Genomic DNA, 12,789 nt, shown 5'->3' with positions numbered 1-12,789 from the left:
CTCCCGCAGTCCGTCCGGGACCGGCCGGCGGGCCGGCCCCGCCGCAAACGCGGCCCGCGCTGTCAGTGGTGTGACCCACAATGGGTAGCCGCAGGACGGAAGCGCGGAGGAACAGCCATGGCGGTGTGGGACGACCTGGTCGGGCAGGACCGGGTGATCGAGCAGCTCGCCGCTGCCGCGCGGGACGGGGACGCGCTGGTCACGGCGGAGGCCGCGGGGGACGCGGGCCCCGGTGCGGCGTCCAAGATGACGCACGCGTGGCTGTTCACCGGGCCGCCCGGTTCCGGGCGGGCCACCGCCGCCCGTGCCTTCGCCGCCGCGCTGCAGTGCGTCAGCCCGGACCGGGCGCGCGGCGGCGCCCCCGGGTGCGGGTTCTGCGACGGCTGCCACACCACCCTCGTGGGCACGCACGCGGACGTCGAGATCGTCCGGACCGACGTGCTGTCCATCGGTGTCAAGGAGACCCGCGACCTGGTGCGGCGCGCCCAGCTGTCGCCCGCCGGCGGGCGCTGGCAGGTGATCGTCCTGGAGGACGCGGACCGGCTGACCGAAGGCGCCGGCAACGTCCTGCTGAAGGCGGTGGAGGAGCCTGCTCCGCGCACGGTGTGGCTGCTGTGCGCGCCGTCCCTGGAGGACGTGCTGCCGACAATCCGCTCGCGCTGCCGGTCGCTGACCCTGCGGACGCCGCCCGCCGCAGCGGTCGCCGACCTGCTCGTGCGCCGGGACGGCATCGAGCCGGAGCTGGCCGCGCAGTCCGCCCGTGCCACGCAGGGGCACATCGGCCGGGCCCGCCGGCTCGCCACGGACGAGCGGGCCCGCGCCCGCCGGGCGGCGGTGCTCCGGATGCCGCTGCGGGTCGCGGACATGGGCGGCGCCCTCAAGGCGGCCCAGGAGCTGATCGACGCCGCCACCGAGGACGCCAAGCAGGTCGCCGAGGAGATCGACACCAAGGAGACCGAGGAACTGCGCGCGGCGCTCGGCGCCGCGGCCGGCACCGGCGGTCGGCTCCCGCGCGGCACGGCGGGTGCCATGAAGGAGCTCCAGGACCGGCAGAAGCGCCGCGCGACCCGCACCCAGCGCGACAGCCTCGACCTGGCGCTGACCGACCTGACCGGCTTCTACCGCGACGTCCTGGCGATACAGCTGGGCTCGCGCGTCGAACTGGCCAACACCGACACCCGCGACGCCCTGGAGCGGATCGCGGCCGGCTCCCGGCCGGAGGCCACGCTGCGCCGCATCGAGGCGATCGCCGCCTGCCGGCAGGCCCTCGACCGCAATGTGGCGCCCCTGCTGGCCGTCGAGGCGATGGCGGTGGCCCTCCGGGCCGGGTGAGCGGAATTACGGGGCGGGGGCGTGAGTAGTACGGGCCGGACAGGGCACACCCCGGTTGGGTGATTCCTCACTCTTACGAGGAGTAGTGGCCCGTAAGGCTGGCCAAGGCGGGTATCCGTCCGGATACGCTCCGTAAGCGCGCGTATGCGTGGAAGTGCGCGTCATGCCACCTGTCTCCCACCCCGAGGGACCAGCCGATGTACTCCAGCCGCCTGCTCCGTACGTCCGGCACGCTCGTCGCCGCCGCGGCCCTGCTGATCTCGGCCGCCGTCTCGGGGAGCGCCTCGCCGAATGTGACCGCGGCGGCCCCGGCCAGAGCGCGCGCGGTGGTGGAGGACGCCCCGGCCCCGCCCCTGGAACCGCTGCCCGCCGCGATTCCCGCCGCCCTGCGCCCGTACTACGCGCAGAAGCCGGCCTGGCGTGCCTGTCCGGGCAAGTCGGCCGCCGGGTTCGAGTGCGCCACGCTGCTCGCGCCGGTGGACTACGCGGCGCCGGGGGGCGGCGACGTCAAGCTCGCCGTCTCGCGCAAGAAGGCCACCGGCGCCGGCAAGCGGCTGGGCTCGCTGATGGTCAACCCCGGCGGTCCCGGCGGCTCGGCGATCGGCTTCCTGCGGGGGTACGCGGCCGCCGGCTACCCCGCCCGCGTCCGTGCCCGGTACGACATGGTGGCCATGGACCCGCGCGGCGTGGCCGCCAGCGAGCCGATCGCCTGCCTGTCCGACGCCGAGATGGACGACTACGCGCAGGTCGACCAGACGCCCGACGACGCCTCGGAGGTCCGCGAACTGGTCGCCGCGTACAAGAAGTTCGCGGCCGCCTGCGCGACCCGCTCCGGCAAGCTCCTGCGCCATGTCTCCACCGTCGAGGCGGCCCGTGACATGGACATCTTCCGGGCGGCCCTGGGTGACGACAAGCTGCACTACGTCGGCGCCTCGTACGGCACGTTCCTCGGCGCCACCTACGCCGGGCTCTTCCCCGCGCGCGTGGGCAGGCTCGTCCTGGACGGCGCGCTGGACCCCTCGCTCGGCCAGGAGCAGGTCAACCGCGACCAGAACGCGGGCTTCCAGACCGCCTTCGCCTCCTTCTCCCAGGACTGCGCCCGGCGCGAGGACTGCCCATTGGCCGCCGGAGGCCGCACCGACATCGCGGCCGCCCGGCTCAAGACGCTCTTCGAACAGCTCGACCATCGGCCGCTTCCCACCGGCACGTCCCGCCGGCTGACCGAGAGCCTCGCCACCACGGGTGTGATCTCGGCCATGTACGACGAGGCGTCCTGGCCCGTCCTGCGCAAGGCGCTGCATGACGCGCAGCACGGTGACGGCGCCCTCCTGCTGCGGCTCTCCGACGCCTACTACGAGCGTGACGCGCGCGGTTCCTACAGCAACCTGATGCCCGCCAACTCGGCCGTGAACTGCCTGGACCTGCCGCCCGCCTTCCGCGGCCCGGCCGGCGTCCGGCGCGCCCTGCCGGAGTTCGAGAAGGCGTCGCCCGCCCTGGGTACCAGCTTCGCCTGGGCGGCTCTGACCTGCGCATACTGGCCGGTCCCGGCCACCGGCGCCCCGCACCGCATCCCGGCCACGGGCGCCGCCCCCATCCTCGTCGTGGGCACCACCCGGGACCCCGCCACCCCCTACCCGTGGGCCCGCGCCCTGGCGTCCCAGCTCTCCTCCGGCCGTCTGCTGACCTACGACGGCGACGGCCACACCGCCTACAACCGCGGCAGCTCCTGCGTGGACTCCGCCATCAACGACTACCTCCTGACCGCCACCCCGCCGCCCGCCTCCCGGAAGTGCTCCTGACCTGCGAGGTCCCCGCCCGGACCACCGTGTACGGAGCACCCCCGGAGACTGTGTAGACTTAGGCGCGCTGCTGAAGCCAACCTTGGCGAACCGCAGCTTGCCGCCTTAGCTCAGTTGGCCAGAGCAACGCACTCGTAATGCGTAGGTCTCGGGTTCGAATCCCGAAGGCGGCTCAGGCGAAGCCCAGGTCACTCAGCCCGTGACCTGGGCTTTCTTGTTCAGCGGATGCGACGGCGGCGCCTGGCGCGCGCTGCTCTGCTGTCCGTGGTCTCAGTTCTGGTCTCAGTGCCGGGGGAGACCTGCAGCAGGAAGGCATTCCCCATGCGCTGCATCGCGTCCTTGGCCAGAAGGTTCCGCCCCTTCACGTAGCGGCGGGTCTGACTGATCTGGGTGTGCCGAAGGATCTCCATGATCGTGGGCATGTCGATGCCCAGCTCGTTCAGGATCGTGCCGGCGGTGTGCCGACTCCCGTCGTACAGGCGCCGGTCACTGATCCCCGCTTCGGCAAGGATCTCCTTGAATTCCTCCCAGTCCTCCCGGGGATCGATCGGCCGGCCATCCGGCCGGGCGAACAACACGTTGTGTTCCTGCCACTCGTCCCCGGCGGCGGCCCGCTGCTCCTCCTGCCACGTCTTGTGCTCACGCAGGTAGGGGATGAACGGCGGGGGGATCGGCACGGGCTGCTGGCTCTTCTTGGTCTTGGGCCGGGTGAAGGTGAGGCCACCGTCCTTCCGCTCCGGGCACGCGCTGGCGTGCCGGGTGCAGCCCTTCGGGCACGGCTTCGGGCAGCCTCTCTTGTACCCCTTGTGGGTCGTGCAGTCGGGCGGGCACGGCTCGAACCGGTGGAGGCGGCTGCCGCAGGCCTGGGGGTCCTTGCAGCCGTGGCGCCAGGTGAGGCGCTGGAGCTGCCACGAAGGGTGAAGTAGGCCGTTGTCCAGGTCGACGTAGGGCCAGCGTGCGCCGAGCGTTTCGCCGGGCCGTAGGCCCATTCCGATGCCCATGGCCCAGCGCATGAAGTTGGGGCGCTTGGCCGCGGCTTCCAGGAACGCCTTGGCCTCTTCCCGCTCGAACGGGTTCGCTTCGGTCTCCTCAGCCGACGGCGGGTCGACGAGTGTGGCGACGTTCTCGACCACCAGGCGGCGCCGGTGTGCGATCTTCAGGGCTCTCGACAGGATCCGGTGCACCTTGAGCACATGGGACGGCGCGTGTCCTTCGGCAAGCATGGCGGCATACATCGTCTCCAGATGCTCCGGGGCGAGCTTGTCGAGGCGGTGCTGCCCGACGCCGGGGATGATGTCGTTGCGGGTCTTGGACCAGTAGTCGTCCAGCGACCGGGGCTTGAGCTTCAGGCTCGCGATCGTGGTGAGGTACGTCGTCATCCACCCTTCCACGGTCGGCTTACGGCCGGCCACGGGCGCGCGCCCTTCATCGCGCTGCTTCTCCAGCGCCCGTACCTTGCGCCGCACTTCGGGTTCGGTCTTGCCGGTGCGGTGACGGCGGTCGGGGCTTCCGTCGTTCTTCACGCCCATCGTGACGCGACCGTGCCACCAGCCGTCCGCGCCCAGGTAGATGGAGGACTCCATATTCGGCTTCCGGGACTTCACTGCGCTCCCTCGACGGGGCCGGAGCGGTGCTCCGGCCCCGCCTGTTGCTAGTTGGCCTGCGGCTCGAGGTTCTTCACGTAGTTCTGGAGGTCGGACACGCGGATGCGGCGAGAAGCCCCGCGCTTGACGTAAGGCAGGGTTCCGTCGGCCATGAGCTCGTAGACCGTGGAGCGGCCGAATCGCAGGGCCTGCGCGGCTTCTTCGGGTGTGTAGAGGAGCGGGACGACGGGGGCGACCGGGGCGGTCATCGGTGGTGCCTCCCTACGGTTCGTGTGGTGGGCCCGCAATGCTCTGGGGCGCGACTCATCGCGGCTCAGAGCTGACCTACGGGCTTCGGGATGGTGGTCGGGGCGCCGGGCTGTTCTGTCCGAGGTGCGGATTTCTGCGTCATTGCGTCATGAGCGTCATTGGGGCTTCTGACCTGAGGATTTGCGTGACGCAGTGGTTTGGGGGTGCGTCACTGGCGTGTCATGGGCTGCGTCATCCGATGACGCAGATGACGCAGGATGACGCAGACGCCGCCGTCTGCGTCATCCCTCTAGCCGCAGGTCAGGGGCCGTCTCTGCGCGTGCATGACGCGGATGACGCAGAGTCTCTCCTCTTAGGACAAAAGAGGGGGTGGTGTCTGTTGTGGTGCGGTGCCGCTTCAAGCGTGAAGAAGGAGCCGCTTCGCGGCGCGACCATCGAGCGGCGTTCCGCCGAACAACAAGAAGAGCACCCGTGGCGAGGCGGGGGCGTGCTCTTCTTGCTTGTCCCCGCGACCTCGGTGCACCGGTCAGAGCATTGGCCCTTGCTCATGTGGCTGCAGGATCGGGCGTCGGGTCATCTCGATGTATCGGCCCTCGCTGGTGCGACCCCAGTCGATCAGGACGCCCCGAGCGGCCAGCGTCGGTTGGAGGCGCTTGAGCCGGTCGGAGAGGACCTTGCCTGTGGTCGGCCACCCTTTGGGCAGCGGACGCAGGTCGTCGCCGTTGTAGAGGCGGCTGAGGCAGTGCAGCCACTCGGTAGAGGTCATCCGCTGCTCTGCGCCCGCCTCGATGCTGTCGGCGTGCCTGAGGACCGTCTGCGCGAGCAGGTCACCCTCGATCACGTCGTCATTGAGATCATCCAGGCTGGCCCGGTAGGCGGTGAGCGTGCCCCAGCCGGTCGCCGCGTCGAGCTGCGCGCACAGATGCGCGAAGTCCGCCATCCGCAGGTCGGTAGGGGTTTCCGCCTCAGCCGCACGGACCTTGACCGTCAGATCGAGCAAGGACCCGAGAACGACCGGCAGAACCTCCGCGTACTCCGCCCACAGCTCCGCCTCCGTGCGTCGCACGCGCGGGCGCTCCAGACGCAGGGGCAGGAGGCGTTCGGCGAGGTCGGGCCGGATGACGCCCACATCGATGCCGGTCAGCAGCATCGGGCGGCGGTAGCGGGCCCGGACCACGTCGCCGTCGGTGTACAGGGCGCGCTTGACGTTCTCGGCGCCGGTGACGATGCAGCACATCGCATCCGACAGGTCCGGGGTCATGTGGGAGAGGTTGTCCAGGGCAGTGACCCATCCGGCCGCCACCGCCGCGATCAGGTTCTCCTCATCCTTCGGGGCCCGGCGAAGGTCCCCGCTCATGCCCTCGACGATCCGCACGAGCATCCGACCGCCGGTTGACTTGCCCGCGCCCTGGGGACCGGTGAGGAAAGGAGCGGGGACGGGCACCGACGGCCCCAGGCAGCCGATCAGCCAGGCGATGGCCAGGCATTCGGTCTGCGCGGTGGCGAAGTTGCACAGCCTCAGCAGCAGGTCGATGCCCTTGCCGCCGGTGTCCTTGGCCGGCAAGGGAAGTTCGCCGGTGAGCTGGGTGCGTCGCCAGCACACCTCGCGGGGGTCGGGGATGGCGATGTCCCAGCCGGTGGGGTGGATGCGGACGGACTGCCCGTCGTTGCGGCCCAGGTCGAGCCACGTGGCGCCGTCGAAGCCGGGGGCGACGCGGATGTGGACGGGCTGTACGTCCTCGGTCAGCGCGAGCGCCTCGATCAAGTCCAACGCCTCCTTGAGGGCGGTGCCGTTGAACACGCCGTACCCGTCGCGGAAGAGGCCGACCATGAGTTCCTGGCGGTGGCTGCCGGTCGTGCCCTGCGAGCGGATCGGGCGGGCCACGGGGTGGTCGTTCTTCTGCGCGTACACGGTCCCGTCGGCGGTGCGGAAGTACCGGAAGTGCGCTTGCGCGTACTCGGTGATGATCTCGCGGGCCGGTGTCTTGTCGTCGTCGGCCATGGTCACAGTCCCAGCCTGGTGCGGGCGTTGGTCCACGCGTCGGTGCAGTGCCGAAGGGACTCGCCCTTGGCCTGCGCGGCGGTGAACAGCCGCATGATGTGGGTGTCGGTCAGGCAGCCGCACCGCCCATGAGCGGACAGTACGGCGAGGAACGTGCGGTAGACGGTGGTGTGGATCGCGCTGCGGGCCTCGGTGATGCGCTGTTCGGCCATGGCGATGCCCCGCTCCAGATAGGCAGGCGTGCGGTGACGGCACTCCCCGCCGCCGGCGGGAGCGGGAACGGTGACGGCAGGCTGTACAGGCCGGACCGTGAGGGGCTTCTTCACGGCCAGCGTGCGCACGGCGTCGGGCAGATCGGTCATGGTGCCGGTTCCGGGGCCGAGCCACCGCGCGTAGGACATGAGCGATTTGATGTCGACGCCCGGCCGGACCGCGTTGGATGACTGCATGGCGCCCCGGTAGATCCAGTGCTCGCCCCGCGTCGTCGGTACCGTGCGGGTGGCGGGCAGGGCCTCACGGGCCCATGCGATGGCTGCCGCGTCGTCCAGGTCGACCACCGTTAGCCCGGCCCCGCCGGGGTGGTAGGCGACGGCGGCGGCTTGGCGCCATGCTGGTGCCCACGCGCGCGAGGTGATCAGGCTGGTGTCGGTTGTGGCGGCCGCCCAGCCGTGGCAGACGGCCGGGCACTGACAGGGACCTGTGGTCTGCATGTGGGGGCGCCCGCCGCAAGCCTGGCCTGCGCAGGTGTGACAGTTACCGAACGGAACTTTGCCTTCTCGTAGCGGGAGCACGGGTACGCCGGCTGTGGCCAGTTCCAGAGCGGTGCGGAATGCATCTGGTAGAGGTGAGCGGTAGCCGGGCGCTACCCGGTTGGGGGTGGGTTCGGGCATGCTGAGAGCCCTCCTGTTCTGAGTGGGCTGGAGCGCTGGGACGGCCGCGGTCTTTGGTGAGAGGGCGGCCGCCCCGGGCGCATGTCAGGTCATGCACCAGCCCGAATCACAGCCGGTGTCGAACTCGTCGAAGGGCAAGGTGTCGACACCGTCGGGGATGGCCTTGCGCAGCGGCTTGCCGAAGCGGGTTAAGAACACGTGGTCTTTGCCGAGTGCGTCGCGTCGGCGGTTGAGAAGTTCTTCGAGGTGACATGCCTTCTCGAAGAGCTCCGGTTCGCTGCGGCGCATCTCGTGCCATGTCTCGGGGCGGTGGAACGGGCAGAACCAGCAGGAGGACTTCGGTGGCACCGGTAGACCTGCGCTGCGGATGATGCGGGCGCAGTCCACGCGGCGGATGCCGCGCTCCAAGAGTGGGTATTCGATGCGCTCGTGAGGCTCGCAGCGTCGCTTGTTCGCCCGGCCGATCTCGTCGAGGCTGATCCCTATGCCAACGGTCGCTGGTGTGCTGGGTGTCGCGCCGCGACTCTTGAGCTCGTCGCCGATGACCTTGATTTTGAATTGGGCTGTGCACGAGCGTGTGCCTGGGGCCCCGTTCGACATGCGTACGGGGATCTTCAGCGACCGTGAACCCTGGCGGGTGAGATCCTGGTAGAGCGTTCGGGTCTCACCGGTGCGCTTCATGACGCGATCGAGAACGGTCAGCTCGATTCCGTGTGCCTGAGCGAACGGGATGGCGTGTTCACGCAAGTACTGAAGCGTTCCGGGGTGCTCGGAGTCATCGCCGACGTTGGCCATCAGGAATGTTCGGAAATCGACGTCCCCACGAGCTGCGAGAACTAGAGCAGCGGTGGACTGCCAACCGCCCCCGAAACTGAATGTCCTCAGCTCTTCGCGTTTCTCGGCATGTTGGGTCATGCTGGTGGTTCTCCTTCTGTCCTTTGGACGGGATGGGTGAGCCGGGGGCGGCGGGGTCCTTGCAGGGGAGTGCCGCCGCCCTCGGGCGTATCTAGTGCCGGTTCTCGCGGAGCCAGGTGGCGTACTCCTGGCGGACGTAGTCGCGGTAGCTGGTCCAAGCGCAGACGCGCAGGTCATTGGCGTGTTTGTCGCCGTCGGTCAGAGCGAGGGTGATGGCCGCAACTTCTGCTGCTTCGGCAGCGTTGGCGGCGACGTCCGGCGGGTAGGTGGCGGCTTCCTGCAGCGCGATGCGGTCGAGCATGGCGGCCTTGCGGAGCCGGTGCTCGCGCTCGAGCGGCGGGAAGGGTTCCTCGTCCTGGCCGAGCTGCAGGGCCAGGTCCATGACGTCCGCCATCTCGCGCAGCAGCGACGGGGCCTTGGCGTATGGGTCGTCGGCGGGGTGCTCATGGTGGTCGGCCGTGACGTACAGGCGCATGCGCTTGCCGTCGCGCGTGGGGTGCTGGCGTACGGAGCCGGTGGCGAAGGCGCCCGACAGGGTCTTGGTGATCTGGTCGGTGTCGGTGTCGTCGCAGATGATGCGGATCTCGAACATGGACGTCTCCTTTCGGGTTAGAACGGCGGTTCGTCACTGTGGGCGTTGGTCGCCCACGGGTCGCTGGGGTGCGAGGGGCGGCGGGGCAAGCGCGGCAGTGGCAGCAGGACCCAGCGGCGGTTTTGGTTCCAGCAGCTGCAGGGCTGCCAGTCACAGCCGTCGTACTCGCCGGTCTCGGGGTGGCCGTAGGGGTGCTCGATGCCGCCGTTTCCGTCGCAGGTGGGGCAGTCGGGACGGGGCGTGTCGGTCAGGATCAGTGCTGGGCGGGGCCATATGGCGCGCTGGATGCGCAGCCGGGGCAGAGCGCGGCGGTTCATGCCGTTCCTCTCGGTCGGGCTACTTGGCCTTGGCGTGGAGAAGCCGGATGGTCAGGCCCATGCCGACGGGGCCGGAGAGCGAGCCGATGACGGCGGCGGTGCGGATCGCGAACTCGAACAGGGCGAGTGCTGCGGCGGTCAGGCCCATGAGGGCGAAGGTGATCGCCAGGGCGAACGCGAGCGGTCGCATGTAGGTCTGGGTCGGACGGGAGGCCGCGGGGGTGATGATGTGGGGGCCACCGCGGGCGTAGTGGTCAGCGGGAAGGTGCTGCATGGCGGTTCTCCTGTCAGGAGGCGAGATGCGTGGCGGCGTTGGCGATAGCCGTGCACAGGCGGTAGATGGGGCTGTAGGCGCCGGTGCCGGCGATGAAGAAGCCGAAGAGGAACAGCACGATGGCGTTGCCGTAGCTGACGTGGCGGGCGCGGAGGATGACGATTGCGGCGATGCCGAGGAGGACGGCTGCGGACACGCTCAGGGTCACGGGCACTCCGTTCCTTGGGGTGTGCTGAGCCCCGCCCGGTGATGTGGTTCGGGCAGGGCTCGGGCTTGTCGTCTGCTTGTTGTGCGGCTTGTCGCTTGTCTTGTCTTGTCGCTTGTAATCCCCAGGTCACAGGGGGTTCTGGGCGTCGTACGTTGCGCAGCCCCTTCCTCTCGGGCAGGGGTGACAAGCGACAGACAAGTGATCGGGTCAGTCGTTGCCGGGGGTGTCGGGGGCGTGCTGACGGTGGACGTAGCGGGTCTTGGTGCCGGTGCCGATGCGGACGACTTCCCCGGCTTCCAGCCAGTCTTTAAGCCAGCCTTGGACGGTGGGTCGGGTGGTGCCGAAGTCGTCGGCCAGTTCTCGGGCGATGGCCGATGCGCCGGTGCCTTCGGGGCCGGCGGCGACGATGAGCATGAGTGCGGCCTGGCGTGCGTCGGGCTGCTCGGGCTCGCGCGGCTTGCGTCCGGTGGTCCATGTGGAGGGGTCTGACCAATCAGTCCCGTCATCCGCCACCGAAGTGGTGCTGCGTGGGTCGGCGGCGGGCAGGCGGAACATCTCCTCCAGCTCATCCGTCTCCGGCGTGGGTACGTCTCGGGCGGGGCGCGGGGCGTCCCAGTCCGCAGTCGCCTTCCACTCGCGCCCGACCGTCGCCCGGCCGTCAGCCATGGTGGCGGCGGCCACGGGTTCGGGGGCCCACAGGTGGCCGCAGCGTTCCAGCGTCCACCGTTCCTCGTAGTCCGTGCCGGCCGCGGTGAGCGAGGGAGTGTCCAGGGCGGGGCGGCGGCGGGCGGTGGCGGCGCAGATCTCTTCGATGAGGCTGGGGGTGATGCGCCACTGCCGGGCCTTGTCGGGCTGTTTGCCTTCCGTGCCCACCAGCAGCGATCCGGGGCCTTCGAAGCTGTTCTCAGCTGACAGGGCGCGCCAGCCGAAGAGGTGGCCCAGCTCCGAATCCTCGGTCGCTCCGGTGCAGACGCGGTTGGAGGCCATCTTGCGCACCATCGGGTCTGGCAGGACGTCCTGTGTGACGCGCAGCACCGACACCACAGCACGAATGGCCATGGCCCGTGCGATGCGGATGACCTCCGAGATGCCTGCCATGACGGCCTTGGCTTCGCGGGTGGCGGCTACTTCCGCACCCTCGTCGACCACGATGACGATCTCGGGAATCTGAGGGCTGACGGGCAGCTTGTCGTCGTCCTCAGCGCGCATGTGGGCCTGGTAGGCGACCTTGCGCGCCTTGGCGATCCGGACCGCGACTTTGAGCATGCGGGTCGCTTCCGCGGGGGTGCTGGCCACCCAGTCCACGCCCGGTACCGGGATGTCGGCTCCAGCCCAGCGTGAGCCTTCGGTGTGGTGCTGGGCTTCGCGCCAGGCGTGGAGCCAGGGCAGGCCGATGGAGCCGCCGTTGAGGTCGATGACCCACACGAGCGTGTCATTGGTCTGGCCCAGGCGGGCGATCAGCGTGTGGAGCCAGTTGGTTTTGCCCGAGCCGGTCGGCCCGGCCACGATGGTCGAGGCCTGCCGAAGGTCCAGTTCCGAGCGTCCCCCGTCCGACAACAGGGCCGCCGGGACGGGGTTGTTCACGGTCGTCATCTCGGCTGCTTCCCCGACCGGGTAGGGCAGTTCGCTGCCGGCGGCGGATTTGGTGGTGACCTTGATCAGGACCAGGCGCCGGGACATGCCGTCGTGGACGCTCAGTCCGCAGCCGGTGGGCAGGTCGAGGTCGGAGGCGAGCGCGTCGGTGCGGTCGGCGATCGATTTGCGGGTGGTGCCGCCTTCGGGGAGCTTGACCTCGACGGTGTAGCCGCGGCCGGACGGCCAGTGCTCGATCCCGACGATCTCACTGTCGTCCACCCTGCACACGCGCGCGATGCGGTCGATCCACTCGGCGGCCAGCGCGCGGCGGGTGCCGATCATCAACAGCGTGGAGCGGCGGACTTGCTCGGTCTCCTCGCGCGCGGCGAACCCCACGGCCATGGTGCCCGCGGCGATACCGGCTACGGCCAGTGAACCGAGCGCGGGCAGGGTCAAGGGGCCGTCACCGGCCAGTGCCCAGGACGACCACGCGCCAGCCACCAGCCAGCACGAGGAGCGGAAGCCCAGCGTGGCGCGGGTGATGCGCTTGCGCCATCCCGTAGCGAGCGTGCCAGCGGCCCCGGCGACGCTTGCGGCTAGTGCCCATCCGGCGGGCATGGCGGCGGTGGAGGCGAGTGCGGTGGTGACCAGGGTGCCGGCGGTTCCGTTCAGGGTGCCGGTCAGGATGCCGTGCCCGGCGCGCCAGTCCACCAGCGGCGCACGGCTGCTTTTGCTGCTGCTCATGGTCTCCTCATCTGAAGACGCGACCGGCCCCCGCCGCGGGCGGGGACCGGAAGGCTGTGATGCGTGAATACGAGGGGGTTAGCTGTGGTGTCTCAGGACGTTGGTGTCGCGGTGAGGCGCTCGCGGTAGGCGCGTTGGCGGCAGGCATGGGAGCAGTAGCGAGCCGGGCGTCCGGTCGCTGTCGCGGCAACCTGTCGCCTGCATGTGCGAACGGCACAGCGGCGCTGTGCCCGGCGGGTTTCGTCACGGGTTTCGTCTTGCTGAGGCGCCAGCGGTGGCGCACCCTTC

At 70.0% G+C, this 12,789-nt stretch carries 12 protein-coding genes and 1 tRNA gene; 3 read left to right on the top strand and 10 right to left on the bottom strand.

Annotation, left to right across the window (positions count from 1 at the left end):
- Positions 1–117 precede the first annotated feature (117 nt).
- The 3 genes from ACIG36_RS19955 to ACIG36_RS19945 all read left to right on the top strand — a co-directional run bounded on the left by ACIG36_RS19955 (position 118) and on the right by ACIG36_RS19945 (position 3,304).
- Positions 118–1,332 (top strand): DNA polymerase III subunit delta', encoded by a 1,215-nt coding sequence (locus tag ACIG36_RS19955; RefSeq protein ID WP_399929266.1) that lies wholly within the window; start codon positions 118–120, stop codon positions 1,330–1,332.
- Between the two features lie 197 nt (positions 1,333–1,529).
- Complete coding sequence (locus ACIG36_RS19950) at positions 1,530–3,131, top strand: alpha/beta hydrolase (RefSeq protein WP_399929263.1); 1,602 nt, start codon at positions 1,530–1,532, stop codon at positions 3,129–3,131.
- A 99-nt stretch (positions 3,132–3,230) separates the two neighbouring features.
- Positions 3,231–3,304: transfer RNA gene (locus tag ACIG36_RS19945), tRNA-Thr, on the top strand.
- Positions 3,305–3,349: 45 nt separating this feature from the next.
- Here the strand turns inward: ACIG36_RS19945 and ACIG36_RS19940 are convergent.
- From ACIG36_RS19940 to ACIG36_RS19895, 10 genes are all read right to left on the bottom strand, one after another.
- Complete coding sequence (locus ACIG36_RS19940; protein ID WP_399930077.1) at positions 3,350–4,714, bottom strand: tyrosine-type recombinase/integrase; 1,365 nt, start codon at positions 4,712–4,714, stop codon at positions 3,350–3,352.
- A 68-nt stretch (positions 4,715–4,782) separates the two neighbouring features.
- Complete coding sequence (locus ACIG36_RS19935; RefSeq protein ID WP_399929260.1) at positions 4,783–4,983, bottom strand: helix-turn-helix domain-containing protein; 201 nt, start codon at positions 4,981–4,983, stop codon at positions 4,783–4,785.
- Positions 4,984–5,510: 527 nt separating this feature from the next.
- Positions 5,511–6,986, bottom strand: a complete 1,476-nt coding sequence (locus ACIG36_RS19930) for an ATP-binding protein (RefSeq protein ID WP_399930074.1) — start codon at positions 6,984–6,986, stop codon at positions 5,511–5,513.
- A 2-nt stretch (positions 6,987–6,988) separates the two neighbouring features.
- Positions 6,989–7,876: a bifunctional DNA primase/polymerase gene (locus ACIG36_RS19925; protein ID WP_399929258.1), complete on the bottom strand. Its 888-nt coding sequence runs from the start codon at positions 7,874–7,876 to the stop codon at positions 6,989–6,991.
- Between the two features lie 84 nt (positions 7,877–7,960).
- Positions 7,961–8,791: a phosphoadenosine phosphosulfate reductase gene (locus ACIG36_RS19920; RefSeq protein WP_399929256.1), complete on the bottom strand. Its 831-nt coding sequence runs from the start codon at positions 8,789–8,791 to the stop codon at positions 7,961–7,963.
- 91 nt (positions 8,792–8,882) lie between these two features.
- The gene (locus ACIG36_RS19915; protein ID WP_399929253.1) at positions 8,883–9,383 is read right to left on the bottom strand and encodes a hypothetical protein; all 501 of its coding nucleotides are present in this window, start codon (positions 9,381–9,383) and stop codon (positions 8,883–8,885) included.
- 17 nt (positions 9,384–9,400) lie between these two features.
- Positions 9,401–9,700: a hypothetical protein gene (locus ACIG36_RS19910; protein WP_399929250.1), complete on the bottom strand. Its 300-nt coding sequence runs from the start codon at positions 9,698–9,700 to the stop codon at positions 9,401–9,403.
- Positions 9,701–9,719: 19 nt separating this feature from the next.
- Entirely contained in the window at positions 9,720–9,974 is a 255-nt protein-coding gene (locus ACIG36_RS19905; protein WP_399929247.1) for a hypothetical protein, read from the bottom strand.
- Between the two features lie 13 nt (positions 9,975–9,987).
- The gene (locus ACIG36_RS19900; RefSeq protein ID WP_399929244.1) at positions 9,988–10,182 is read right to left on the bottom strand and encodes a hypothetical protein; all 195 of its coding nucleotides are present in this window, start codon (positions 10,180–10,182) and stop codon (positions 9,988–9,990) included.
- Positions 10,183–10,389: 207 nt separating this feature from the next.
- Positions 10,390–12,501, bottom strand: coding sequence for a hypothetical protein (locus tag ACIG36_RS19895; RefSeq protein ID WP_399929242.1), 2,112 nt, complete (start codon positions 12,499–12,501; stop codon positions 10,390–10,392).
- Positions 12,502–12,789 lie beyond the last annotated feature (288 nt).

Source organism: Streptomyces sp. NPDC053048 (assembly GCF_044547045.1).
Taxonomy (GTDB): domain Bacteria; phylum Actinomycetota; class Actinomycetes; order Streptomycetales; family Streptomycetaceae; genus Streptomyces.
Note: the sequence above shows the minus strand (reverse complement) of the source record. Positions and strands in the feature narration are given on the sequence as shown.

What these genes read in the sequence shown, in the direction of transcription:
- ACIG36_RS19895 (WP_399929242.1), bottom strand. Translation starts at nt 12,501, where the DNA reads ATGAGCAGCAGCAAAAGCAGCCGTGCGCCGCTGGTGGACTGGCGCGCC.
- ACIG36_RS19915 (WP_399929253.1), bottom strand. Translation starts at nt 9,383, where the DNA reads ATGTTCGAGATCCGCATCATCTGCGACGACACCGACACCGACCAGATC.
- ACIG36_RS19935 (WP_399929260.1), bottom strand. Translation starts at nt 4,983, where the DNA reads ATGACCGCCCCGGTCGCCCCCGTCGTCCCGCTCCTCTACACACCCGAA.
- ACIG36_RS19910 (WP_399929250.1), bottom strand. Translation starts at nt 9,700, where the DNA reads ATGAACCGCCGCGCTCTGCCCCGGCTGCGCATCCAGCGCGCCATATGG.
- ACIG36_RS19940 (WP_399930077.1), bottom strand. Translation starts at nt 4,714, where the DNA reads ATGGAGTCCTCCATCTACCTGGGCGCGGACGGCTGGTGGCACGGTCGC.
- ACIG36_RS19925 (WP_399929258.1), bottom strand. Translation starts at nt 7,876, where the DNA reads ATGCCCGAACCCACCCCCAACCGGGTAGCGCCCGGCTACCGCTCACCT.
- ACIG36_RS19905 (WP_399929247.1), bottom strand. Translation starts at nt 9,974, where the DNA reads ATGCAGCACCTTCCCGCTGACCACTACGCCCGCGGTGGCCCCCACATC.
- ACIG36_RS19920 (WP_399929256.1), bottom strand. Translation starts at nt 8,791, where the DNA reads ATGACCCAACATGCCGAGAAACGCGAAGAGCTGAGGACATTCAGTTTC.
- ACIG36_RS19950 (WP_399929263.1), top strand. Translation starts at nt 1,530, where the DNA reads ATGTACTCCAGCCGCCTGCTCCGTACGTCCGGCACGCTCGTCGCCGCC.
- ACIG36_RS19930 (WP_399930074.1), bottom strand. Translation starts at nt 6,986, where the DNA reads ATGGCCGACGACGACAAGACACCGGCCCGCGAGATCATCACCGAGTAC.
- ACIG36_RS19955 (WP_399929266.1), top strand. Translation starts at nt 118, where the DNA reads ATGGCGGTGTGGGACGACCTGGTCGGGCAGGACCGGGTGATCGAGCAG.